At 70.1% G+C, this 25,607-nt stretch carries 10 protein-coding genes and 1 pseudogene; 2 read left to right on the top strand and 9 right to left on the bottom strand.

Translation table 11 applies throughout. The features are described 5' to 3' along the window. Positions 1-111: 111 nt before the first annotated feature. From BLR21_RS05230 to BLR21_RS05240, 3 genes are all read right to left on the bottom strand, one after another. On the bottom strand, positions 112-747 hold the full coding sequence (locus BLR21_RS05230) for a cation diffusion facilitator family transporter (protein ID WP_176929486.1): 636 nt from the start codon (positions 745-747) through the stop codon (positions 112-114). Between the two features lie 221 nt (positions 748-968). Next, positions 969-1,382, bottom strand: coding sequence for a VldE C-terminal domain-containing protein (locus BLR21_RS44515; RefSeq protein WP_338061031.1), 414 nt, complete (start codon positions 1,380-1,382; stop codon positions 969-971). A 475-nt stretch (positions 1,383-1,857) separates the two neighbouring features. After that, positions 1,858-2,922 (bottom strand): galactose-binding domain-containing protein, encoded by a 1,065-nt coding sequence (locus BLR21_RS05240; RefSeq protein WP_256334486.1) that lies wholly within the window; start codon positions 2,920-2,922, stop codon positions 1,858-1,860. Between the two features lie 26 nt (positions 2,923-2,948). Here BLR21_RS05240 and BLR21_RS05245 point away from each other — a divergent pair, with 26 nt between their 5' ends. Then, a complete protein-coding gene (locus BLR21_RS05245) occupies positions 2,949-3,719 on the top strand; it encodes a substrate-binding domain-containing protein (RefSeq protein WP_256334544.1) in 771 nt (256 codons plus the stop codon). Between the two features lie 16 nt (positions 3,720-3,735). Here the strand turns inward: BLR21_RS05245 and xynC are convergent, their stop codons facing one another. Beyond that, positions 3,736-5,004: a glucuronoarabinoxylan endo-1,4-beta-xylanase XynC gene (gene xynC, locus BLR21_RS05250; RefSeq protein ID WP_090004572.1), complete on the bottom strand. Its 1,269-nt coding sequence runs from the start codon at positions 5,002-5,004 to the stop codon at positions 3,736-3,738. A 217-nt stretch (positions 5,005-5,221) separates the two neighbouring features. Between xynC and BLR21_RS05255 the strand changes: the two genes are divergently transcribed. After that, a complete protein-coding gene (locus BLR21_RS05255; RefSeq protein ID WP_143027612.1) occupies positions 5,222-6,757 on the top strand; it encodes a hypothetical protein in 1,536 nt (511 codons plus the stop codon). A 13-nt stretch (positions 6,758-6,770) separates the two neighbouring features. Here BLR21_RS05255 and BLR21_RS05260 read toward each other — a convergent pair whose 3' ends face one another. The 5 genes and pseudogenes from BLR21_RS05260 to BLR21_RS05280 form a co-directional block, all read right to left on the bottom strand. Further along, positions 6,771-7,829, bottom strand: a complete 1,059-nt coding sequence (locus tag BLR21_RS05260) for a MupA/Atu3671 family FMN-dependent luciferase-like monooxygenase (protein ID WP_090004574.1) — start codon at positions 7,827-7,829, stop codon at positions 6,771-6,773. 53 nt (positions 7,830-7,882) lie between these two features. Further along, a complete protein-coding gene (locus BLR21_RS05265; protein WP_090004575.1) occupies positions 7,883-9,490 on the bottom strand; it encodes a peptide ABC transporter substrate-binding protein in 1,608 nt (535 codons plus the stop codon). Further along, positions 9,491-10,915: an MFS transporter gene (locus tag BLR21_RS05270; RefSeq protein WP_090004576.1), complete on the bottom strand. Its 1,425-nt coding sequence runs from the start codon at positions 10,913-10,915 to the stop codon at positions 9,491-9,493. After that, on the bottom strand, positions 10,912-11,124 hold the full coding sequence (locus tag BLR21_RS05275; protein WP_030474941.1) for an MbtH family protein: 213 nt from the start codon (positions 11,122-11,124) through the stop codon (positions 10,912-10,914). Before BLR21_RS05275 ends, BLR21_RS05270 begins: the two co-directional genes overlap by 4 nt. Beyond that, positions 11,124-25,547, bottom strand: a pseudogene (locus tag BLR21_RS05280) (non-ribosomal peptide synthetase); the annotation flags it as partial. The pseudogene BLR21_RS05280 and the gene BLR21_RS05275, both read right to left, overlap by 1 nt. Positions 25,548-25,607 lie beyond the last annotated feature (60 nt).

The following is a 25,607-nucleotide window of genomic DNA, read 5'->3' on the forward strand; positions in this document are numbered from 1 at the left end:
GACCTCGACCGAGGATGTCGACTGAGAAGTTAGGCATTCTGCTGGCGATCGTCAAGAGAATGACCAACCCGAAGGCCGCAGAGCCTTGTGGTCACCGCGCGTTCGACGAAGTCACACGTCACACGTCAGCTCGCCACCCCAGGCGCGGCGCCCCTGGTTGATGGCGAAGAGCGCGATGACCAGTCCGGCCACCGCGTCCAGCCAGGTCCAGCCGAGCACGGCGTAAGCCACCAAGCCGAGGAACGTGGTCACGCTCAGCCAGACGCAGAGGCGCGTTTCCGCCGCGTCGGCAACGATGAGCCGCGAGTTCATCGCCAGTCCGTTCCGGCGTTTCGCGGCGGCGACAAAGGACATGGTCACGACAGAGATCCCGGTCAGAACGATGCCGACCAGCGATTTCTCCGGCTTGGCCTGGACGACGACCTCGCGGACGCTCTCGAAGAGGATGAAAGCGCCCAGGGCGAAGAAGGTGAGTGCCACGAAGCGCAGAGCCCGGAACTCCTTGCGTTCGTCGACGGCACCCGTGCGGATCGCGGTCCGCAGCCGGACCGCGATCAGGAGCGCGGCGACGAGTTCGATCCCCGAGTCGACCCCGAAGCCGACCAGTGCCACCGACGCCGCGGCGAGACCGGCGCCGACCGCGATGACGCCTTCGACCACGTTGTAGCCGATCGTGACGTACTGCAGCACCAAGGCCTTTCGCGCGGCATCGCCGCTCACGTCCGGCAGCGCCTTGGGCTGTTTCACGGTTGCTCCTCGAGGACCGATCCCTGGATCGGGGCGGCATCGGCCGGACAATCGCCTGATCAGCGGCGGCGTGATCATAGCCGCGGTCGGCAGTTCGCTCTGCGGAGGCGCTCAGCCGCCTGCTCCCGAACAGCGACGGGCCGTGACCTTCCTCAGGCGGGCACGATCCGCAGCACCAGCGCGGCTCCGCAAGCAGCAGGCCGGCGGGCCGCTCGAAGAGATCAGCAGGTGACGTTGACGGTCGCGTTCGCCTGGAACGACACGTGCACGTGGTCCATGTGGTTGGCCGTGGGACTCCCCCGGTCCTCCATCGCCGACCAGCCGCTGCCGTCGTTGTAGCGCTGGCGCCAGATCACGTAGGTGACGCCGAACGCCCGGCGGTTGGCCAGCACGTGGTCGGCCAGGGCGTTGCCGGTGGCGGTATCGACCATGAAGTCCAGGGCCAGGCCGCTGGGATGGTCGCCGGAGCCGCCCCGGCCGGCGGCGCCGCCGATGTCGTCTACGCCGAACTTGCCCGCGAGGTGGTGGCCTACCTGCGCCACGTGCGGTTTGACTCCGTCCAGGGTGGTCGGGCAGGGCGGCGGGGGCGGTGGTGCGGGAGGCGGCGTGGTGGTCGTGGGTGCTGTCGTGGTCACCGGAGGTGGCGTAGTGGTCGCCGGAGGTTCCGAGGATGGCGGCGCGGTGGTCGTGACAGGCCGCGGGTCCTGGCTGACAGGGATCGACGGGGCGGCCAGCTGGGCGGCCGCGCCGGTTGGATCGATCGGCTGGTCGCGGACGGCCCAGAAGGTCACGACCAGGCCCGCGGTGAGGGTGGCGGCGACTGCGATGGGCAGCTTCCGGCTGGCTGTCTGCTTCGTTCTATGTCGGCCCGGCATTCGGGAACACCTTGCGTTGGGGACAGGGCATGCTCACACGGCGGGCCATGTTACGAAATGAACACGAGAACATCACAGGCGAGTGTTCATGCTCACATCTCTGCTGGTGAGCGCCCTGCTACAGAAAGTGACTCCCTTCGAGTCGTGGACACTGCCGGGCAGGTCACCGGCCTCGGCATCGCCAAGGCCGGTGAGGAACGGATCTTCGAACGGTTCGTGCGCGCGATGGGCCAGGTCAGTTCGCCCCACCCCGGTGGTAGACCTTCACCTCGGTCAGCGCGGTCTTGAAACCCGAGGCGTGGGTCATCTGCACGCGTATCCGCTGAGTGCCCACCGGAGTGAAGCGGACGACGTTGTAGTTGGCCTTCGGCATGCCGGGTTTTCTCGACTGGGCGGCGGCGTCGGCCCACGTGCTGCCGTTCCAGTACTGGACGTTGTACGAGGCGGGCGCCCGGTAGCGGTTGCCCGCGCGGTCGTCGCGGAAGTACAACCGCACCTCGTCCACCGTGCGGGACTGCCGGAGGTCGAGCTCGTACGAGTCCGTGCCGTTGGGTGAGCCGGAACTACCCCAGACCGGGTCGTTGATCGGGAACCCGTCCACCGCCGCCCCGGTCGAGGTGCCCGGGCCCGTGTACGACGCGGTCACGGCCGCGCCCTGGGCCAGGTTGGGGGTGGTCGACGTCAGGTCGGCGCCCGCCTTGGCGAACACGTCGACGATGCGGCTGCTGTTCTGCACGACGTTCCGCGGCGCCTGCGCCCCGGAGATCGCCGTGCTGTAGTTGACCACCCCGGCTCCGGACGGGAACGTGACCGAGCCGGTGGCGGGGTGGTAGAGCACCTTGGTGAGGCGGTCGACGGTGAAGGCCCGCGTTCCGTTGAGGTAGACCGAATATCCCTGCGGGACGCCCGGGTAGCGGGTGACGCCGTCTGCGGGGTCGTCCCACACCACGCTGAGGTCCATGTTGCGCCAGCGCAGGTTGTTCACCGCGAACTGCGACCAGCCGATGGTGATCGGCGACAGCTCCACCTGGGCGTCGTTGCGCGGACGCAGACCGGCGACGTCCTCGATGACGGTCCAGTTGCTGCTGCCGAGGATGTTGTGGTGGATCCACGACCGGTAGTCGATGGTGCGCGAGCCGGCGTTCCAGTTCGCCCAGAACTCGTTGGCGTCGGGCCACCGCGTGTTGCCGCCGACGTACTGGGACCAGGCGTTCCAGTAGAGCAGCTTCTTGTAGTGCTCGTTCGACATCCACCGGTTGGGGTAGTTGCGCAGCACCGAGGAGTACAACCGGAACTGCACCGTGGAGTTGATCCTCCATCCCGATCCTGCTCGGCGCGGAGAACGCGCTGGCGAACGAGCAGATGTCGGTGCTGCTCTGCGACGCCCGCGGCGACGCCATCCGCCGCCGGCACTACATCCGCACCCTGCTCGCCCGTCAGGTCGACGGGTTCATCATCCTCGGCGACCGCAACGACCTCCGCCCCTCGCTCACCCGTGACATCCCGGTGCCGGTCGTCTACGTCTACTGCGAGTCCACCGACCCCGGCGACCTCTCCGTGCTCGCCGACGACGAGGGCGGCGCACGACTGGCCGCCGCACACCTGGTGTCGTTGCGGCGCAAGCACATCACCCACATCACCGGACCCGAGTCCTACCGGGCCGCACGCGACCGGGTCACCGGGCTCACCGACGTGCTGACCGAACACGGCCTCACCCTCGCGGGCAGCGCGCCGCTGTACGGCGAGTGGTCCCAGCGCTGGGGCAGGCAGGCCACCCGGATGCTCCTGGCCGGCAGCCCGGAGGTCGACGCGATCTTCTGCGGCAACGACCAGATCGCGACCGGTGTCGCCGACATGCTCTCCGACCTCGGCCGGAACATCCCCGACGACGTCGCCGTCGTCGGCTACGACAACTGGGAGATCTTCGCCGCGGACTGCAGGCCCCCGCTGACCACGGTCGACCTCAACCTGGAGCAGTTGGGCACGACGGCGGCCACCCACCTGTTCGCCGCGCTGGACGGGCAAACCCGTTCCGGCGTGATCCGCCAGCCGTGCCGGCTCGTCGTCCGCGAGTCCACCGCACCGCCCTCCCGGTGAGGCCATGACGACGACCTCAGTTCAGGACGAACGTCCTGATGCTGCGGGCGGGCAACTGAGCGTTGAACGATCCGTTCGACACGGTGAAGTCGTTGTAGTGCGCGAGGGTCGCACTTGCGTTCGTCAGCCAGGTCGAGACCCTCGCGGAACCGGTGTTCCGGATGGTGAACACGTGGTCCACCGGCGACGTGTTCTTGTTGATGGCGACGATCACGATCCTGGACCCGCTCCTGAACGCCGAGACGTAGACGTTCGCCTGCGGGTTCGCGGTCGCGGTGATCCGCGAGTAGCCGGGCCGGACCCACTTCGAGAAGTGCGCCATGTTGGCTCCGCGCTTGCTGATCCGCCCGTCCTCGCGCATCGGGCCGTAGCTGCGGCGGATGTACCACCACACGTAGGTCTGGAACCGGCCGTCCACCAACGAGCGGTGGATGTGCTCGCCCACGTCGAGCGCCTGCGGCCACAGGTCGGCCGAGTCGCTGCTGTTGGGGTGGTAGACCTCGGTCATCCACAGCTCTTTGCCGGCGCCCTTCTCCCGGAAGAGCGGGTAGGGAAGGTCCGCGGGCCGGGTGCCGTAGAGGTGCGCGCCGATGATGTCCACGTTCGCCAGCGCGGCGGCGTCGTTGAGAACGGGGTCGGAGAGATTCTTGCGGTACTGGAACGACTCGGGAGCGATGACCCGGCAGTTGATCCTGCCTGCGTTCTCCCGCAGGAACCTGACTATCTCAGCGGCGGTCCATGCGGTCCATTCCTGCGCATAGTCCGGCTCGTTCTGGATCGAGATGCCGTACAGATTCACGCCATTGTTCGCCATGAACGCCACGAAGTCGTTCAGGTGTTGCGCGTACGCGCCGTAGGAGGCGTAACGCAGCCGCTTGCCTCCGGAGAAGGTCTCGGTCATCGAGGCAGGCGGGTTCCACGGTGAGGCGATGACCTTGGCCCCGAGTTCGATCGCACGCCTCGCCGTGGCGACCTCGCGACGCCAGTTCGCCCGGTCCTCGTGCACGGGAATGCGCAGCACGGTGAAACCGAGCTGACCCGCACCATTGCCGAACGCCGTGTCGCGCTGGGAGGCGGTGAGATCGCTGATCCAGACAGCGTGGTTCATGCCGCCGAAGCCCAGGATCGTCTGCTGCACGTTCGACGGCTCGACGACCACCGAGGTGGCCGCCGCGGCCGGTGTCGCTGCCGTCAGCACCGGTAGCGCAACGCCTGCCGCCAGTAATGCCCGCCGACTCACGGGTTGCGATCCGGCGCTCTCCGAGTGGTCCTGACCTGCTGCCATGGCAACTCCACAGGTTGATTCGGGCATGGAGGCGGACATACGGGGAGCGCTCCCAGGAACAATTCGTAACGTGTCCGGGCCTTGCGGTCAAGGCAACTGACAATCGAATGTGTCGAATGATTGTCGATCGGGATGAACATCCACAGCAGCTGCCCTCTTTCGGGTGGTTGTGGTGCTGCCGGCGAAGATCCGGCTCCCTACCGGCTATCCGTCGTGGATGGAAAACGACCGTGTGCGTGATCGAGTGGCGGCGCGGAAGCTCCGGCACCTCGCCGTCGTGATGGCCGTTCTGGCGACAGGCTGCACGTCCCAGGGGACGGCCGGTGCGATGACGGCCGAAGTGACCGCACCAGCCGAGAAGATCACCGTGCTCAACGCGGAACCCGGTGCGGGATCGGCGATCGCCGTGAGTTCGGCCCTCTTCCGCAGTGCCCCTGTCGTGGTGGTGGCCGCAGAGGCGGATCGTGCGGCCTCGGCCGGAGCGGGCACCCTCGCCGAGCGGCTGGGGGTGCCGGTGCTCCAGGTTCCAGCCTCGAACGCGACGGAACCGGGCATCGCGGCCGTGCGTGACGAGGTGGGAAGGTTGTCACCGCAGGTGGTGCTCACCGTTGGCGCGGACGCGCGCCGTGAGGTCGAGGCATGGCAAGGCACAGCCAAGGTGGTCGGGATCGACAGACCACAGGACGGTGTCACGGCGACGGATCTGCCGGCCGTCCAGCCCGCCGAGCCGGTGAACGTGACAGTGCTGGCGGACGCCGGCCGTGACGACGTCGCCGCGATCGCCACCGCACGGGCGGCGGGGGCGCGGATCGTCGCGGTGCACGGCGTCGATCCGAGGAGCGACCCGGCCGCGATCGACGCGCTGCGCGCGGAGCCGCCGGACGTCTTGCTGGCGCTGGGCAAGGGTTTCGGTTCGCCGGAGCGGCTGCGCGGGCGGGTCGACACGGCGGTCCGCGGTGCTCTGCTGCCTGGCGGTGGGCAGGTGCTCTTCCCCGGCAGGCTGCTGGTCTGCCTCTACGGCCATCCGGACGGGCCCGCGCTCGGCGCGCTGGGTGAACAGGACCTCGAAGGTTCGATCGCGCGTGCCAAGAAACTTGCCGCCGAATACGAGCCGCTCAGCGAGGTTCCCGTCGTGCCGGCCCTGGAGATCATCGCCACCGTCGCTCACGGCTTTCCCGGACCGGACGGCGACTACTCGGGCGAGACCGCTGTCGAGGCGTTGCGCCCGTGGGTGGAGAGGGCCGGTCAGGAAGGCGTGCACGTGATCCTGGACCTGCAGCCGGGCAGGGCTCGGTTGGTGGATCAGGCCAAGCGGTACGAGCGGCTGCTGGAGATGCCGCACGTCGGCCTGGCCGTCGACCCGGAGTGGAAGCTCGGACCGGATCAGGTGCCGCTGCAGCAGATCGGCGGGGTCGACGCCTCCGAGATCAACGAGGTCTCGGCGTGGCTCGCCGAACTGACCGCCGCGAGGTTCCTGCCGCAGAAGTTGCTCGTGGCGCACCAGTTCCAGCTGTCGATGATCCGGAACGAGCACGCGCTCGACACCACCCGGGACGAGGTGCAGCTGCTGATCCACATGGACGGGCAGGGCACGACCGGCCAGAAGGAGTCCACTTGGGACTCCGTGGTAGAAGCTCGACCGGGTGACCTCCCGATGGGCTGGAAGAACTTCTACGACGAAGACAAGCCGATGCTCACGCCGGAGCAGACCATGGCCCATGAACCGAAACCGTCGATGGTCTCCTATCAGTGACGCGCGTTGTCCTTCAGCCGCCGGGGCGTTCTGCCGCTGACCGCCGCAGTTCGTCCAGGTGCACCAGGCTGTTCAGCACCGCCTCCGTGTCACCGACGAAGTCGATCAGGCACGCGACCTCGTCGACGCCGATCTCGGCGAGCGTGTCCAACGTCCGCAGCCCGTCCTCCACCGTGCCGAAGAGGCCACCGGTGTCGAAGTAGCGGTCGAACGAGCGCGCGACCAGGAAGTCGACGTCCTCGGGGTCCATGTCCTCGGGGTTCACCCCCGGCATCAGGTCGCCGGAGGCACGCGCGATCAGGCTGATCGAGCTGCGCAGGTAGTCGCTGAACGGCTTGCGCACGATCTCGCGCACCTCGTCGCGGTCGGTGCCGAGGAACGTGTGCAGCATCAACGACACCTGACCGTTGCCGGCGACGCCGTGCGAGCCCGCCTGGAACGCCTCCCGGTAAAGGGTGATCTTCTTCGCCAGGTCGTCGAGGTCCTGGCCGAGCAGGTGGGTCAGCACGCCGGCACCGAGCTCGCCGGCCTGCCGGAACGTCTCCGGCGTGCCCGCACTGGTCAGCCACACCGGCAGCTCCTTCTGCACGGGGGCCGGGAAGATGCCCACCTGCTTCCGGTCGCCGGCGCCGTCCACGACGTCGATCTTCGAGCCGCGCCACAGCTCGCGCACCGTCTGCATGGTCTCGACGAGAACCTCCTTGCGGCGCGGGTAGTTCTCCGGCCGCAACGCGAAGTCCACGGCGTGCCAGCCGGAGGCGAACGACAGGCCGACACGGCCGCGCGAGAGGTTGTCCACAACGGACCACTCCTCGGCGATCCGCAGCGGGTGGTGCAGCGGGCCGACGACACTGCCCGCCCTGACCGCCACCCGCTCCGTCACGGCGGCCACCGCGGCGCCCGTGACCGCCGGGTTCGGGTACTGCCCGCCGAACTGGTGGAAGTGCCGTTCCGGCGTCCACACGGCCGTGAACCCGTGCGTGTCGGCGAACCGGGCGCCTTCGATCAGCAGCCGGTACCGGTCACCGGAGCCGGCGCCGTCGTCGGCGAAGTAGAACAGTCCGAAGTCCATGCCAATCCCCTCGAGAAGAGGGCGGGTGGCCGCGAGGGCCACCCGCGGCCTCGTTAACAGACGACCTTCACCTGGAACACGTCCAGGTCGGTCAGGATGCTGACCTTCACGTTGCGCAGGCGGTCCGACCAGCCGACCGCCGACCACTCCTGCCACAGCGGCACGACCGGCATGTCCTGTACCAGCAGGCGTTCCGCCTCCCGGTACAGCTCCAGCGCCGCCTCCTTGCCCGGTGCGCGGTCCGCGCGGTCCATCGCGGCGTCGAACGCCGGGTTGGAGTAGCCGTAGTCGTTCGAGGACGCACCTGTCCGGTACAGCGGGGACAGGAAGTTCTCGATCGACGGGTAGTCGGCCCGCCAGTCCGAGCGGTACGCGCCGGTGATCGTCCGGCCGACGACCGCCTGCCGGAACTCGCGGAACGACATCGTCTCCTTGGTCTCGCAGGCGATGCCGAGCGTGGCCGTGATGCTCTGGCACACCGGGCCCATCCACGTGCGCGCGCCGGACTCGATGTTGGTGTGCAGCTGCAGCGGTCCCTGGAAACCGGACTTCGCCAGGTGTTCCCGCGCCTTCACCGGGTTGTACGTGCACAGCTCACCGCACTGCCCCGGCTGGTAGCCCTCGAGGCCCGGAATGGTGAACCCGTCGGCCGGCTTCTGCCCGCCGCCGACGAGCTTGATCAGCTCGGTGCGGTCGATCGCCATCGACACGGCCTTGCGCAGGTCCGGGCTGTCGTAGCCGGGCAGGTAGCTCGGGAACGCCAGGTTCTGCATCAGCAGGAAGTTTCGGTCGGTGTACCGGCCGGGAAGGTCCTTTTTGTACTGACCGCTGGTGATCTTGTCGTACGGCATGGCCTCCATGAAGTCCATCTCGCCGCGCACGAGCGCGTCGTAGGCCTTGGAGGTGTCCGGGTACACGGTGTAGAGCAGTTCCTTGATCCGCGGCTGCTCCACTCCCTTGTAGTGGCGGTTCGCGGTCAGCAGCTGGTGGCCGTTGGGCACCGCCTCCTTGAACTTGTACGGCCCGTTGCCGACCGGGTGCTTCAGCCACGCGGCCGGGTCGCGGAAGAACGAGTCCGGCAGCGGGTAGAACGCCCAGTAGCCCACCATCGTCGGGAAGATCGAGAGCGGCGCGGACAGCGTCACCTGGAACTCGTGGTCGTTGATGACCCTGAGCCCGGACATCTTCTTCGCCAACGGTTCCCCGGTCGCCGGGTTGAGGTCCCGGTAGCCCTCGATCTTGTCCATGAAGGTGTTGTTGCGCAGCTTGTTCGGCCCGTACGCCACGTGGTTCCAGGCGTCGACGAAGTTGCGCGCCCTGACCTGCGTGCCGTCGTGGAACCGCCACCCTCGGTGGATCTTGATCCGGAACACCTTCGAGTCGGTCGTGGAGATCGACTTCGCCATCGCGTTGTACGGCGCGGCGTCCTCCAGCCGGTAGCCGACCAGGCCGGTGAACATCATGCTGATCAGCCGGCCGCCTCCCCATTCGTTGGTGTCACCCGGTAGTAGTGGCCGGAACGGTTCCGTGTTGAACATCCGGATGCGGGTGTTCTGAATTCCCCCGTGCTGTTGTTCCGCCACCGCCGAGGACGGCGTGACGACCGCGGACGCGACCAGCAGTGCACCGGCCAGCGCCAGCAGTTTTCCCCTGACTCTCATCTACTCCCCCTTGACTCCAACCGCGACGCGCCGCACACCAAGGGTGAGCAGCACCCCCGCCGCGAGAGCCGCGACGGGAAGCAAGTAGGAGAACCGCAACGCGTCGGCGAAACCTTCGCGGAACTCCAGCGGCACCACGTTCTGCAACAGCCCGGCGTCGAGCCCCTCCACCGACAGCCGGGCCTGCAGCAGCGCCCCCACGGCCGCGCTGCCGAGCAGGCTGCCGCACAACCTCGTGGTGTTGAACAACCCCGACGCGGCACCGGACACGTCCTGGCCGATGTCCCGCATCGCGATGATCGCCGCGGGCGAGCCGCCGACCCCCATGCCGAGCCCGAGCAGGACCAGTCCGGGCACCAGGTGCCACCACACGCCGTCGGCCCGCACCGCGAACGCGATCCCGGCGATCCCGGCGGCGAACAACGCGAGTCCGGCCAGCAGCACGGGTTTGCCGCCGTACCGGTCGATCGCGCTGCCCGACTTCGGCGCGACGACGGCGGAGAGCAACGGGGCCAGTGCCACGGTGAGCCCGGCGTCCCGCGCGCTCATCCCCGCCACCGACTGCAGGTGCAGCAGCGTGAGGAACAGCATCGCGCCCAGCCCCAGCGGCAGCGCGGCGACGACCACCGCCATCAGTGTGAAGTTCCGGTCGCGCAGGATCACGAAGGGCAGCAACGGTTCCCGGTCCTGCCGGCCGCGTTCGACGAGCGCGAACAGGCCGAGCACGAGCACGCCGCCGAGCAGCACGACCGGGATCAGCCCGCCCCACGCGTGCCGCTCCCCCTCGATCAACCCGTAGGTCAGCAGGAACAGGCCGGTGGTGAGCAGCACGGTGCCGAGCAGGTCGAGCCTGCGCCGCCGGCCGCCGTCGTGGCCGGGCAGCCAGGCCGCCCCGAGTACGGCGGCGGTGATCCCGAGCGGGATGTTGAGGAAGAAGATCCACCGCCAGCCCAGCGAGTCGACCAGCAGCCCGCCCACGGTCGGCCCGATCGCGGCACCGAGACCGCCGACCGCGCCCCAGACGCCGAACGCCGCGCCGCGCTTGTCCTCCGGGAACACCCTGGTGAGCAACGACAGCGTCTGCGGCACGAGCAGCGCGGCCCCGATGCCCTGTGCCACCCGTGCCCAGATCAGCTGGTCCGCCGTCTGCGCGAGGCCGCACAGCAGCGACGCGGCGGTGAAGAGGCTGACACCGGACACGAACATCCGGCGCTGCCCGAACAGGTCCCCGAGACGGCCGCCGGTCACCAGCAGCACCGCGAACGCGAGCACGTAGGAGTTGATCACCCACAGCACCGAGTCGAGCGAGGCGTCGAGGTCACGCGCGAGGGTGGGGATGGCGACGTTGACGACGGTGGTGTCCAGCAGCGTCATCACCTGGCCGAGGACCAGGGCCACCAGTACCAGCCACGGGTTGCGGCTCACTGCTGCCCCATCTGCTCGACCAGGCTCCGCGGCCGCATGTCGACCCAGTTCTCGTCGATGTGGTCGACGCACGCGGACCGGCTGTCCGGCCCGAACGTCACCGTCCACCCCTCGGGCACGGCGATGTGCTCGGGCCACAGCGAGTACTGGCCCTCGTCGTTGATCAGCACGAGGTAGGTGCCGTCGGCGTTCTCGAACGGGTTGCTCATCAGATGCTCCGTGCGGTTCTGGCGCCGAGGACCTGGGCGATCTCGGCGATGGGTGCGGGCTGGGTCATGGCGCCGTGGGCGCAGTCGAGCGAATGCACGTCGATCAGGCCGGTCACGTGCGGCGCCCACAGGCCGGGCGACGGGCTTCCGGTGGCGGCGAAGAAGAGGACGTCGCCGCGGAACACCCGCGGAGTGGCGGCGTTCATCAGCCGGGCGTTGGTGGCGAACGTCGCGGCCATCGCGTCGACCTGCTCCGCGGTGAACCCGGTGAGCTCACCGCGGTCTCCATGGCCCAGCGACGCGAGCATCGCGTCCGGACCCGGATCGTCCGCGCGCACCGGGTAGGCGTCGAGCAACGTCAGCAGTGCCACCTCAGCGCCCTGCTCCTGCAGCAGCACCGCCATCTCGTGGGCCACCACACCGCCGAACGACCAGCCGAGCAGGTGGTACGGGCCTTCCGGCTGGACCTCCCGGACGCGGGCGACGTAGTCCGCCGCCATCTCGGCGACCGACCCCGGTGCCTGGGCCGTGAGGCTTCTGGCCTGCAACGCGTACACCGGCCGGTCCACGCCGCGCAGCAGTCCGGAGTAGACCCAGCCGATACCGGCCGCCGGGTGCACGCAGAACAACGGTGTCCCGGCGCCGTCCGTCCGCAGCGGCAGCAGCACGTCGAACGAGTCGCGCTCGTCGTCGTGACCGAGCCGGTGCGCCAGCCCCGCGACGGTGGGCTCCTCGAACAACGTCCGGATGCCCAGTCGCACCCCGAAGGCGGTCTGGATCCGGCCGAGCAGCCTGGCCGCCAGGATGGAGTGCCCACCGAGGTCGAAGAACCCGTCGTCGATGCCGACCGCGGGCACGTCCAGCTCCTCGGCGAAGAGCTCGGCCAGGATCTGTTCGGCCGGGTTGCGCGGCTCTCGCCGCACGCCGGCGGTGAAGTCCGGCGCGGGCAACGCCTTCCGGTCGAGCTTGCCGTTCGGGGTCAGCGGCAGAGCGGGGACCGGCACGACGAACGGCACCATGTGCGACGGCAACGTCCGCGCCAGCGCCTCCCGCGACACGTCCACTGTGGACACCACGTATGCCACGAGACGATCGGAGACGGCGAGCACGGCGGCCTGGGCGACGCCGGGCTGGGCCAGCAGCACGGCCTCGACCTCACCCGGCTCGATCCGGAAACCGCGGACCTTCACCTGCTGGTCCGACCGGCCGACGAACTCGAGGTTGCCGTCCGCACGCCAGCGCACCACGTCACCGGTCCGGTACATGCGTCCGCCGAAGGGACACGCCACGAACCGTTGCGCGGTCAGCCCCGGCCGGCCGAGGTACCCGCGCGCCACGCCGTCGCCCGCGAGGTACAGCTCGCCCGCGACACCGACCGGCACCGGCCGCAACGCGTCGTCCAGCACGTACCCGCGGGTGCCGGGCATCGGCCTGCCCAGCGGCGGGTGGTCGGTACCGGTGAGCCGATCACTCATCGCCGACACGACCGTGGTCTCGGTGAGCCCGTAGACCTGCATCATCGTGCGGCCGGGCGACCAGCGGGCGACGAGGTCCGCGCTGCACGGCTCGCCACCGACCACGAACCCCTGCAGGCTCGGCAGTTCCCGGCCCGGCGGCACCGACGCGAGCATCGACGCCACCAGGTCGGTGTGCGTGACGGCGTTCTCCTCGACCAGGTTCGCGAGGTCGTCACCCGCCGGTTGGCGGTCAGGACCCGGCACGACCAGCGCGGCACCGGCGAGCAGGGTCAGCGCGATGTCGGCAAGCGACACGTCGAAGCTGATCGACACGGCGAGCAGGAACCGGCTGTCCGGTCCCATCGCGAGCCGGTCGACGTGCGTCAGCGCCATCGTGACGATCCCGGCGTGCGTGACCTGGACGCCCTTGGGAGTGCCGGTCGACCCCGAGGTGTAGATGACGTACGCGGTGTTCGCCGGGTCGATCCGCACCTCCGGGTCCGTACCCGGCTGGTCGCCGTCGACGGACGCGCTGGTCAGCACGATCGCGGGCCGCGCGTCGGCGAGCATCGACTCGATCCGCTCCGCCGGGTAGCCGGGGTCGATCGGCAGGTAGGCGGCACCGGTCTTGAGGACGGCGAGCCACGCCACGATCAGGTCTGCCGACCGCGGCAACCGCAGCGCCACCAGGCGTTCCGGCCCCGCGCCCTGGCCGATCAGCCGGTGCGCCAGCCGGTTCGCCCGCTCGTTGAGCTCCGCGTAGGTCAACGACGTGCCCTCGAACATCACCGCGATCGCGTCCGGTGCCCGGCGCACCTGCTCCTCGATCATCCTCGGCAGCACCCGCGCCGGCCCGTCCACTGTGGAGCCGTTCCACTCCACCAGAAGCCGCGTGCGGTCCTCCGCCGAGAGCACGTCGATCGACGAGATCGCCTGCTCCGGCGCGTCGGCGACGGTCTCCAGCAGGCGGTGCAGGGCGCCGGTCAGCCGCAGCACGGTCGGCCGGTCGAAGAGGTCGGTGCTGAACGTGACCTCCGCGAGCAGCCCGTCGGACTGCTCGGCGAAGCTGAGCTCGAGGTCGAACCGCGACGGGTGCACGCCGGGCTCCAGCGCCTCCGCCCGTACGTCCGGCAGGTCCAGCACCGGCGCGGCACCGTCCTGCAGTGCCAGGACGACCTGGAACAGCGGTGGCCGGGAGGCGGTCCGCACCGGCTTCAGCTCCTCCACCAGCCGCTCGAACGGCACGTCGGCGTGGGCGTAGGCGGCCAGGTCGATCTCCCGGATCCTGGCGAGCAGGTCGGTGAACGTCGGGTCGCCGGAGGTGTCCGCCCGCAGCACGAGCGTGTTCACGAAGAACCCGACCACGTCGTCCAGCGCGGCGTCGGTGCGCGCGGCGACCGGGCTGCCGATCGGCACGTCCGTGCCCGCGCCGAACTTCGTGAGCACCGTCGCCAATGCCGCGTGCAGCACCATGAACAACGTCGTGTCGTGCTGGCGTGCCAACGTCTTCAACCGGTCACGCAACGAGGCGTCCAGCAACGTCGACACCAGGTCGCCGCGCCCGCTCGGCACGGCGGGCCGCGGCCGGTCGAACGGCAGCTCCAGCTCGTCGGGCAACCCGGCCAGCGCGTCCCGCCAGTAGCCGAGCCGTCCGTCCACATCGGACGTCTCGCGCTGCCACAACGTGTAGTCCACGTACTGCACCGGCAACGGCGCGAACTCCGGCACCCTGCCCTCCGCCCTCGCCCGGTAGGCCAGTTCGAGGTCGCGGATCAGCGGGGCCATCGACGCGCCGTCGAACGCGATGTGGTGCAGCGTGATCAACAGCACCTGCTCGGCACCGGTGAACAGGGTGGCCCGCACCGGCAGGTCCGTCGTCAGGTCGAAGCCCCGTGCCGCGGCAGCGAGGTCGGCCGGTCCGTCCACAACGGACAACCGCGCGCCGGCGGGCAGCACGACCTGGACCGGCCCCTCGCCGGTCTGCGGGAACACCGTCCGCAACGACTCGTGCCGGTCCACCACGTCGTCGAACGCCGCGACGAGCGCGGCCTGGTCCACCGCGCCGGTCAGCCGCCACGCGACCGCCACGTTGTAGGCCGCGTCGGCGTCCAGGGCCTGTATCGAGGTCTCGTTCGATGAGAGTCGAGCCTGAGGTGGTTCCTGGCGGTGCGGGCGACAAGCCCGCATACCGCTGTTGTATGTGGGCTTGTCGCCCGTGCCCCCAGGAACCACCTCAGGCTCGGCTATCGCGAACACGGACCTCGATACAGGCCCTAGCATCTGGTTGAGGATCCATAGCCGGTGCTGGGCGAACGACAGTGGAATCCGCTCCGGACGCGGCATCGGCACGAGCGGGTGCACGGAGCGGCCCGCGGTCCGGACGCGCTCGGCGAGCCCGGCCACCGTGGGGTGCTCGAACACCGCGCGCACCGGCAGCTCGGCGCGCAGCGCCGTGCGGACCCGGTTCACCAGCCGCGTCGCGAGCAGCGAATGCCCGCCGAGGTCGAAGAAGTTGTCGTCCACGCCGATGCTGTCGAGCCCGAGCGTGGCGGCGAAGAGGCCGGCCAGGATCTCTTCCTGCGGTGTGCGCGGCCCCCGGCCGGAGGTACCGCTGAACGACGGCGCGGGCAGCGCGGCCCGGTCGAGCTTCCCGTTGGGCGTCAACGGCAGCACGGCAAGCGGCACGATCGCGGCCGGCACCAGGTAGTCCGGCACCGTGCGGGCCAGCTCGCCACGCAACGCCGCCGGGTCGGCCGCGCCGGTCACGTAGCCCACCAGCACCCGGACACCGGGCGTGTCCTCGCGGACGATCACCGCGGACCCGGTCACGCCAGGCTGCGCCAGCAGCACCGCCTCGATCTCGCCCAGTTCCACCCGGAACCCGCGGATCTTGACCTGCTGGTCCGCGCGGCCGAGGAACTCGAGGTTGCCGTCCGCGCGCCACCGCACCAGGTCGCCGGTGCGGTACATGCGCCCGCCGAACGGGCTGGCGACGAACCGTTCCGCCGTCAGCGCCGGCCGGTCCAGGTACCCGCGGGCGAGGCCGTCACCGGACAGGTACAGCTCCCCCGGCACGCCGACGGGAACCGGTCGCAGGCAGGAGTCCAGCACCAGCGTCCTGGTGTTCCACACCGGGCGGCCCATCGGCGGGGTCTCGGTCCCGGACAACGGGTCGCTCATCACCGCGACCACGGTCGACTCGGTCGGCCCGTAGACCTGCATCATCGTGCGGCCCGGTGAGAAGCGTTCCACCAGGTCGGCCGTGCACGCCTCGCCACCGACCACGAACCCGCGCAGCGTCGGGAAGTCCCGCTCCGGCATCGACGCGAGCATCGCGGCGACCAGGTCGGTGTGCGTGATCGCGTACGTGTCGATCAGGTCCGCCAGCTCGTCGCCCGCGAGCTTCACCTCCGGCGGCGGCACCACCAGGGTGGCACCGGACGTCAGCACCATCGCGATGTCCGCGAGCGAGACGTCGAAGCTGACCGACACCGCGAGCAGGAACCGAGCGCCCGGCCCGAGGCCGAGCCTGTCGACGTGCACCCCGGCCACCCCGGCGATGCCGGAGTGCGTCACCACGACGCCCTTCGGCGTACCGGTCGAGCCGGACGTGTAGATCACGTACGCGGCGCTCGTCAGTGGCACTTCGACGCCGGGGTCGGTGTCAGGCTGACCTTCAGCCTGCACTGAAGTAACTGTGATAACCGGCTGAGCGTCCTCGATCATGAACGCGATGCGCTCAGCCGGGTAGTCCGCGTCGATCGGCACGTAGGCGGCACCGGTCTTGAGGATCGCGAGCCACGCGACGATCAGGTCCGCCGAGCGCGGCATGGACAGCGCCACCCGCCGCTCCGGACCTGCTCCGGCCTCGATCAACCGATGCGCCAACCGGTTCGCGCGGGCGTCCAGCTCGGCGTAGGTCAGCTCCGTGTCACCGAACACCACCGCGACGGCGTCCGGCGTCCTGGCCACCTGCTCGCGCACCAGCACGGGCAACGGCGCCCGGCGCAGATCACGCGCCGTGGCGTTGAACCCGGTGACGAGCTGTGCGGTCTCGGCGGCCGACAGGAAGTCGAGCGCACCGATCCGGACACCGGCGTCCCGCACCGCGGACACGAGCACACCGTGCAGCCAGGAGGCGATCCGCTCCACGGTGGACCTGTCGAACAACTCGGCGCTGTACTCGAGCCCGCCGGTGATGCCGTTGGGTTCCTCCACCAGGTCGAACGCGAGGTCGAACTTCGCGACGTCGGTGTCGCGCACCTCGACCCGGCCGGTGGCCGCACCGAACGTGATCTCCTGCGCCAGCGTGTCCTGGAACGCGAGCAGCACCTGGAACAGCGGGTGCCGCGACAGCGACCTGGCCGGCTGCAGCTGTTCCACCAGCCGTTCGAACGGCAGGTCGGGATGCGCGTACGCGGCCAGACCCGTCTCCCGGACCTTCGCCAGCAGCTCGGCGAACGTCGGGTCGCCGGAGGTGTCGGTACGCAGCACCACGGTGTTGACGAAGAACCCGACGACGTCGTCCAGCACGTCGTCCGAACGGGCCGCGACGGGGCTGCCGATCGGGATGTCGGTGCCCGCGCCGAGCCTGGTCAGCAGCGTCGCGATCGCGGCCTGCAGCACCATGAACACGGTCACGCCGTGCTCGTCGGCCAGAGCCCGGATCCGGCGGTACAGCTCGGGTTCGATCGTCAGATCGACTCGGCCGCCACGGAACTCCGACACGACCGGGCGAGGCCGGTCGACCGGCAGCGGCAGTTCCTCCGGCAACCCGGCCAGCGCACCGGACCAGAAGTCCAGCTGCTGGCGGAACAACGACTTCGGGTCCGACTCGGATCCGAGCATCTCGCGTTGCCACACGGCGTAGTCCGCGTACTGCACGGGCAGCGGCGTCCAGTCCGGCGCATGCCCGGCAAGCCGCGCCTCGTAGGCCTGCATCAGGTCGCGGACCATCGGCGCGGTCGACCGGCCATCACCCGCGATGTGGTGGTGCAGCAACAACAGTTCGTGCTCGTCCGGACCGAGTTCGACCAGCCGGCACCGCAACGGCGGCTCGGTCGTGAGGTCGAAGTCCTCCTCGTGACTGCCCGGTCCCAGCAGCTCCGGCGTCCACGACGGCAGGATCTGCTGGCGCGGGCCGGTGTCGCCCTCGGGGTAGACGGTCCGCAGCACCTCGTGGCGGCTGACCAGGTCACCGAGCGCGGCGGTCAGCGCGACCCGGTCGAGCGGACCGGTCAGCACCAGCGTGAGCGGGATGTTGTAGATCCCCTCGGCTTCCTCGATCCGGTTGAGCAGCCACATCCGTTGCTGCGCGTACGAGAGCGGGATCTCGTCCGGCCGGGGCCCGGCGACCAGCGGAGGTCGCGCCGCGTCCGCGCTGCCGAGCAACGCGGCGAGTCCGGCGACGGTCGGCGACTCGAACAGATGCCGGATCTTCAGCTCCGCGCCGAACACCGCGCGGGCACGGCTGATCAGCCGGATCGCGGCCAGCGAGTGGCCGCCGAGCCGGAAGAAGTCCTCGTCGACACCGACGGCGGGCACACCGAGCACCTCGGCGAACAGCGAGCAGAGCAGTTCCTCGACGGGGTTGCGCGCGGTCCGCACGACCCGTGCCTGTGCGGTCCAGTCCGGCTCCGGCAGCGCCTTGCGGTCGAGCTTTCCGTTGGGGGTCAACGGCAACGCGTCCAGCACGACGATCGCCGACGGCACCATGTACTCGGGCAGTGACGCGGCGGCATGCTCCCGCAGCCCGTCCGCGCCGCCGGTCACGTAGCCGACCAGGCCGTTGTCCCGGACGACGACCACGGCCTGGCGCACGGCCGGATGCGCGGTGAGGACGGCCTCGATCTCGCCCAGCTCGATGCGGTGACCACGCACCTTGACCTGGAAGTCCACCCTGCCCAGGTACTCGAGCTCGCCGTCGGCGCCCCAGCGCGCGAGGTCGCCCGTGCGGTACATCCGGCCTGCCCCGAACGGGTTGGCGACGAACCGGTCGGCGGTGAGCGACGGCCTGCGGTGATAGCCCCTGGCCAGCCCGAGCCCGGCGATGTACAGCTCGCCCGGCACACCGGGCGGCACGGGCTGCAACGCGGCGTCGAGCACGTAGACGTCGGTGTTCCAGATCGGCCTGCCGATGGCCGGCGCGCCCGAACGGCCCGCGAGCGCGTGCGTGGTGGACCAGATCGTGGTCTCGGTCGGCCCGTACATGTTCGTCACACCCGACGCCAGCGCCCGCATCGAGTCGGCGAGTGCGGGCGGCAACGCCTCGCCGCCGACCAGCATCCGCAGGCCGCGCACCCCCTCGGGTTCCGCGGCGACGAGTGCCTGCCACAACGACGGCGTGGCTTGCAGGACCGTGCCGCCGGTACGCGCGATCAACTGCACGAGCGCGGCCGGGTCGGTGACCGTCTCCTTCTCCGCCACCACGACCGCGGCACCGCTGAGCAACGGCAGGAACATCTCCAGCGCGGCGATGTCGAACGCGATCGTGGTGACGGCGATCCACCGGTCGTGCGCGGCGAGCGGCACGGTCTCGGCCATCGACGCGAGGAAGTTCAGCAGCGTCGCCCTCGGGACGACCACACCCTTGGGCTTGCCGGTCGAGCCGGACGTGTAGATCACGTACGCGGGACTGTCCTCCGCGACCACGACCCCCGGATTGGTGTCCACATCGGACAACGGCAGGTCGTGCAACGTCAGCAGGGGTTCGGCGTCGGCGAGCATGTAGCCGACCCGCTCGGCCGGGTAGTCGGGGTCGAGCGGCAGGTAGGCGGCGCCGGACTTCAGCACGCCGAGCAACGCGACGACGAGGTCCGCCGAACGCGGCATCGCCAGCGCGACATAGCGTTCCGGCCCGGCGCCGAGACCGATCAGGTGGTGGGCGAGGCGATTGGCGCGGGCGTTGAGCTCGTCGTAGGTCAGGACCACATCACCGCAGGACACCGCGACCACGTCCGGGGTCCGCGCGACCTGGTCCTCGAACAGCTCCACCACGGACCGGGCGGGCACCTCCCGTGCGGTGTCGTTCCACTGCCGCAACACCAGGTCGCGTTCGGCCGGGTCGAGCACGTCGAGCGTCCCGACAGGACGATCAGGAGCCTCGGCCGCCGCGGTCAGCAGCCGGATCACGCGGCCGGCCAGCTGCGCGGCAGTGCCGTGGTCGAACAGATCGGTGGCGTACTCCAGCCTCCCGTCGATGCCGGCGGCGTTCTCCGTGAGGTAGCAGAGCAGGTCGAACTTCGCGACGCCCAGCTCGTCGGCCTCGCGGCGCACCTCCAGCCCCGGCAGGTCGAACTCGACCGGCGGCGTGTTCTGCAGCACCAGCATCGTCTGGAACAACGGGTGCCGGGCCAGCGAACGGCTCGGGTTGAGCAGCTCGACCAGCCGCTCGAACGGCACGTCCGCGTTGGCGTAGGCGGTGAGGTTGGTCTGCCGCACCCGTGCGAGCAGCTCGGCGAACGTCGGGTCGCCCGAGGTGTCCGTGCGCAGCACCAGCGTGTTGAGGAAGCAGCCGACCAGGTCGTCGAGCGCGTCGTCGGTGCGCCCGGCGACCGGCGTGCCGATCGGGATGTCCGTGCCCGCGCCGAGCCGGGTGAAGGTCGCGGCGAACGCCGCCTGCAGCACCATGAAGACACTGACCTGGTGGCGGCGCGCGAGTTCGCGGACCTGCGAGTGCAGCGCCGCGTCGAGGGAGAACTCGACCACTCCGCCGACGTAGCTGGCCGAGGCGGGGCGAGGCCGGTCGGCAGGCAGCGCGAGTTCCTCCGGCAGCCCGGCCAGCGCCTGCCGCCAGTGCTCCACCTGCGCGGCGATCGGGCTCGCCGGGTCGGACTCGGTGCCGAGCACCTCCCGCTGCCACAGCGTGTAGTCCGCGTACTGCACGGGCAGCGGCGCCCAGTCCGGCGCGGTGCCGGCGAGCCGGGCAGCGTAGGCCGTGGAGAGGTCGCGGCCGAGCGGGGCGAGTGACCATCCGTCCCCCGCGATGTGGTGCAGGACGATCATCAGCACGTGCTCGTCGTCGGCGAGGCGATGCAGATGAGCCCGGATCGGCGGTTCGGCGGTCAGGTCGAAGCCGGCTCGCGCGTCCGGCGGACCGAGGTGCAGCGGCACGTCGACCGCCGGCAGCACCACCTGGTAGGGCAGGCCATCGCGTTCGGACAGGATCGTGCGCAACGACTCGTGCCGGTCCGCCAGGTCGATCAGCGCGGCCCGCAGCGCGGGCACGTCCAGCTCACCGGACAGCCGCAGCACCAACGGCAGGTTGTAGGTGCCGCTCGGGCCCTCCAGCCGGTCCATGAACCACAGTCGTTGCTGGGTATAGGAGACCGGCAGGTGCTCGGGGCGTTCGGCGACCGTCACCCGCCGCCGTGCACCGCCCGCGGTGGCGATTCGTTCCGCCAGCGCGGCGGGCGTCGGCGCGTCGAAGAGGCTGCGGATGTCGAGCTCCACGCCGAAGACCGTGCGCAGCCTGCCGATCAGCCGCATGGCGACCAGCGAATGCCCGCCGAGGTCGAAGAACCGGTCCTGCACACCGACTTCCGGAAGGTCCAGCAGGTCCGCGAACAGACCGACGAGCAGTTCCTCGGTCGGTGTGCGGGCCGCGCGGCTTTCCACGACCACGGCCTCGGGTGCGGGCAACGCCTTGCGGTCGACCTTTCCGCTGGGGGTCAACGGGAACACGGGCAGCACGACGAACGCACCGGGCACCATGTACTCGGGCAACGACTCGGCGAGGTGCGCCCGCAGGTCAGCCACGGAGGCATCCCCGGCGACGTAACCGATCAGGCGATCGTCCACGACCACCACGAGTGCCTGCCGCACGGCCGGGTGCTGGGCCAGCCGGGCCTCGACCTCACCCAGCTCGATCCGGAACCCGCGCACCTTGACCTGCGTGTCGGTGCGGCCGAGGTAGGTGACCGTGCCGTCCTCGTCCCACCGGGCCAGGTCGCCGGAGCGGTAGATCCGGCCAGGGCCGAACGGGTTGGCGACGAACCGTTCCGCGGTCAGCGCCGCCTGGTTCAGGTAGCCACGCGCCAGCTGGTCGCCCGCGAGGTACAGCTCGCCCGCGACACCGGGCGGCACCGGGTTGAGGTCCCGGTCGAGGACGTAGAGCCGGGTGTTCCACACCGGTCGCCCGATCGGCACCGAGCTTGCCGGAAACCCTGGCGGCACCTCGAAGTAGCTGACCTCGACCGCTGCCTCGGTCGGCCCGTACAGGTTGTGCAGCGGAACGTCCAGAACGGACTGGAACCGCTCGACCAGGTCACCGGGCAACGCCTCACCGGCCGCCAGCACCCGCCGCAGGCCCGTGCACCTGGCAGCGGTGGGCTCCTCCAGGAACGCCCGCAGCATCGACGGCACGAAGTTGACCTCGGTGATGCCCTGCTGCTGGATCAGCTCGGCGAGGTAGGCCGGATCCCGGTGGCCACCGGGACGAGCGAGCACGACGGTCGCGCCGGCGATCAACGGCCCGAAGAACTCCGGCACCGACACGTCGAAACTCGACGGCGTCTTCTGCAACACCCGCTCACTGGCATCCAGCCCGTAGTGGGCCTGCGACCACAGCAACCGGTTCACGATCGCGCGATGGGACACCACCACGCCCTTCGGCCGCCCGGTCGAACCGGACGTGTAGATCACGTACGCGGCGTTGTCCGGCGTCGCGGTGAGCGCGGGTGCCTGCGCGGGTTGCCAGGACACGTCCGGAAGTTCGTGCAACGCCAGCACCACGCCGGCGTCGGCGAGCATGAAGTCGATCCGGTCGGTCGGGTGGTCGTGGTCGATCGGCAGGTACGCCGCCCCGGCCTTCAGCACCGCGACCAGCGCGACCACCAGCTCCAGTGAGCGAGGCAGCAGCACGGCGACGAACCGCTCGGGGCCGGCGCCGTGCGCCAGCAGGTGATGCGCGACCCGGTTGGCCCACGTGTCCAGTTCCGCGTAGGTCAGCGAGGTGCCTTCGAACACGACGGCGGTCGCGTCGGGCGTCCGGGCGGTCTGCTCGGCGAGCAGCGCGGTCAGGGTGACGTCGGGAACCTCGGCCGCGGTGTCGTTCCACCGCGTCAGCACGCGGTCACGGTCGGCCGGATCGAGCTGGTCGACGTTGTGGATCGGCTGGTCCGGGCCGGCGAACGCGGCCAGCACCCGCAGCAGCCGGTCCTCCACCTGTCCCGCCAACGAGGTGCGGTGGCTGATCCGCAACGTGAGCCGCTCCCCCGGCACCGCGATCAGGCCGAGCGGGTAGTGCACGGGATAGCGCATCTCGGTGCCGGCGATCGTGAGGTCGCCGTGCGGCCGCACCTCGTCCGGGTAGTTCTCGAAGACGGTGAGCGTGTCGAAGAGTTCGGTGGTGCCGGTGAGCCGGTGCAGGTCGGCCAGTCCGAGGGTGGCGTTCTCGCTCGTTCTCAGCTGCTGCCGATGCAGGTCCGCGCACAGCTCGGCCACGGTCATGCCGGGCCGGAAGGTGGCGCGCACCGGGATGGTGTTGATGAACAACCCGACCATCGTCTCGACGCCGGGCAGGTCGGCCGGTCGTCCGGACACGGTGGTGCCGAACACGACGTCGCGGCGACCGGTGATCCCGCCGAGCACGAGCGCCCAGGCCGCCTGCACCACGGTGTTCAGCGTGTAGCCGCCATCGAGGGCGCGCTGGGTCAGCGCGGTGGTGAGCTCCTCGGACAGCTCGACGACGCGAACGTCGCGCTCCTCGGTGCCACCGACCAGCGTCGGCTCGTCGACACCGTCGAGCACGTCGAGCCAGACCCGTTCCGCCGCGGCACGGTCCTGTGCGCCCAGCCAGTTCAGGTAGTCCTGGTAGGGCGGCGGATCGGCGAGCTGCTCGCCCGCGTAGTGCGCGAGCAGCTCGTCCAGCAGCACCGGTGTCGACCAGCCGTCGAGCAGGATGTGGTGGCAGGTGAGGACGAGCTTGTTGCCGTGCAACAGGAACCGGAGCAACGGCGGGGCGGCCATGTCGAACGGGCGCCGTTCCTCGGCCCGCAGCTCGTCGAGGTCACCCTCGGCCACGCGCCACGGAACGTCCACTTCGGACGTGTCGAACCGGCCGTCGGCGCGGAAGCCCCACCGCAGGTTGGGATGCCTGCGCACGAGCCACCGGGCGGACTCGCGCAGGCGGTCGGCATCGATCGGGCCGGCAAGATCCACGGTGAGCTGCGAGACGTACACGTCGACGTCGTCGTAGAGCGCGTGGAACAGCAGGCCTTCTGCCAGCGGCGCCAGCGACACCCCGGCGTCCGGCAGCGCCAGCTCGACCACGGGGGTGGCGACCGCCGCGAGCGCCTGGACCGTGCGGTGTGTGAAGACCAGTTCCGGCGTGAGCCGGAACCCGGCCTGCCGCGCCCGGCTGACCAGCCGGATCGCGCCGATGCTGTCGCCGCCCAGTGCGAAGAAGTCGTCCTCCGTGCCGACCGCCGGGAGACCGAGGATCGCCGCGAACGGGGCGAGAAGCGCTTCCTCGGCCGGCGTGCTCGCCGCGGAGCCGGTGACCAACGCGCTGAGGTCCGGCTCCGGCAAGGCGGCCCGGTCGAGCTTTCCGGCCGGGGACAACGGGAACTCGTCCAGCGTCACGAACAACGCCGGCACCATGTATTCGGGCAGCGTCACCGCGAGGTGCGCCCGCAGGTCGTCCAGATCCACTTCACCGACGAGATAGCCGACCAGGCGTTCGTCGCGGACCAGCACGGCGGCCTGCCGCACCGCGGGATGGCGTTCGAGGCTCGTCTCGACCTCGCCGAGCTCGATCCGGAAGCCGCGCACCTTGACCTGCGTGTCGGTGCGGCCGAGGTAGACCACGGCGCCGTCCTCGCGCACCCTGGCCAGGTCGCCGGTGCGGTACAGGCGGGCGCCCGGCGCGCCGTGCGGGTCGGCGACGAACCGCTCGGCGGTCAGCCCCGGCCGGTTCAGGTAGCCGCGGGCCAGCTGGTCGCCCGCGAGGTAGAGCTCGCCGGTCTCCGCCGGGTTCAGGTCGGCGTCCAGGACTCGCAGCCGCGTGTTCCACACCGCGTGACCGATCGGCACGGCGCTGCCCTGGAAACCCGCAGGCACCTCGAAGTAACTGACCTCGACCGCTGCCTCGGTCGGCCCGTACAGGTTGTGCAGCGGAACGTCCAGAGTGGACTGAAACTGCTCGACCAGGTCACCGGTCAGTGCTTCACCGGCCGCCAGCACCCGCCGCAACCCGGTACACCCGGCAGCGGCGGGCTCCTCCAGGAACGCCCGCAGCATCGACGGCACGAAGTTGACCTCGGTGATGCCCTGCTGCTGGATCAGCTCGGCCAGGTAGGCCGGATCCCGATGACCACCGGGACGAGCGAGCACGAGCGTCGCGCCGGCGATCAAGGGGCCGAAGAACTCCGGCACCGACACGTCGAAACTCGACGGCGTCTTCTGCAACACCCGCTCACTCGCGTCCAGCCCGTAGTGGGCCTGCGACCACAGCAACCGGTTCACGATCGCGCGATGGGACACCACCACGCCCTTCGGCCGCCCGGTCGAACCGGACGTGTAGATGACGTAGGCGGGGTCCCGCGGGTCGATCGGCCGGGCCCGGTCGGCGTCGCTGATCGGCGCCGGCGAGTAGCCGGACAGCACAGCGGTCGTGGCGGAATCGTCCAGCACCAGTCCACTCACCGGAACCGTACTGTGCGACAGCACCTGCACGGGCCGCGCGTCCTCGACCATGAAGGCGATCCGGTCGGCCGGGTACTCGGGGTCCACCGGCAGGTACGCCGCGCCGGTCTTCACCACGGCCAGCAGCGCGACCACGAGCTCGACCGAACGGGGCAGCGCCACCGCGACGACCTGGTCCGGACCCGCGCCCTGCTCGAGCAGGAACCGGGCCAATCGGTTCGCGTCCGCGTGCAGCGCGCCGTAGGTGACCTCAACACCCTCGAACACCACGGCTGTTGAGTCCGGAGTGGACAGTTCGCTCAAGTCAAGCAGCGCAACAAGGTCACGCTTCGCGCCCACGATCATGAATCCCCACCCCGTTGAACCCGAGTCCGGCGAAGA

The organism is Lentzea albidocapillata subsp. violacea (genome assembly GCF_900100275.1).
Taxonomy (GTDB): Bacteria; Actinomycetota; Actinomycetes; order Mycobacteriales; family Pseudonocardiaceae; genus Lentzea; species Lentzea violacea.

Excerpts from the sequence above, each read along its gene's own strand:
- xynC (WP_090004572.1), bottom strand. The coding sequence starts at position 5,004 with ATGGCAGCAGGTCAGGACCACTCGGAGAGCGCCGGATCGCAACCCGTG.
- BLR21_RS05255 (WP_143027612.1), top strand. The coding sequence starts at position 5,222 with ATGGAAAACGACCGTGTGCGTGATCGAGTGGCGGCGCGGAAGCTCCGG.
- BLR21_RS05260 (WP_090004574.1), bottom strand. The coding sequence starts at position 7,829 with ATGGACTTCGGACTGTTCTACTTCGCCGACGACGGCGCCGGCTCCGGT.
- BLR21_RS05265 (WP_090004575.1), bottom strand. The coding sequence starts at position 9,490 with ATGAGAGTCAGGGGAAAACTGCTGGCGCTGGCCGGTGCACTGCTGGTC.
- BLR21_RS05275 (WP_030474941.1), bottom strand. The coding sequence starts at position 11,124 with ATGAGCAACCCGTTCGAGAACGCCGACGGCACCTACCTCGTGCTGATC.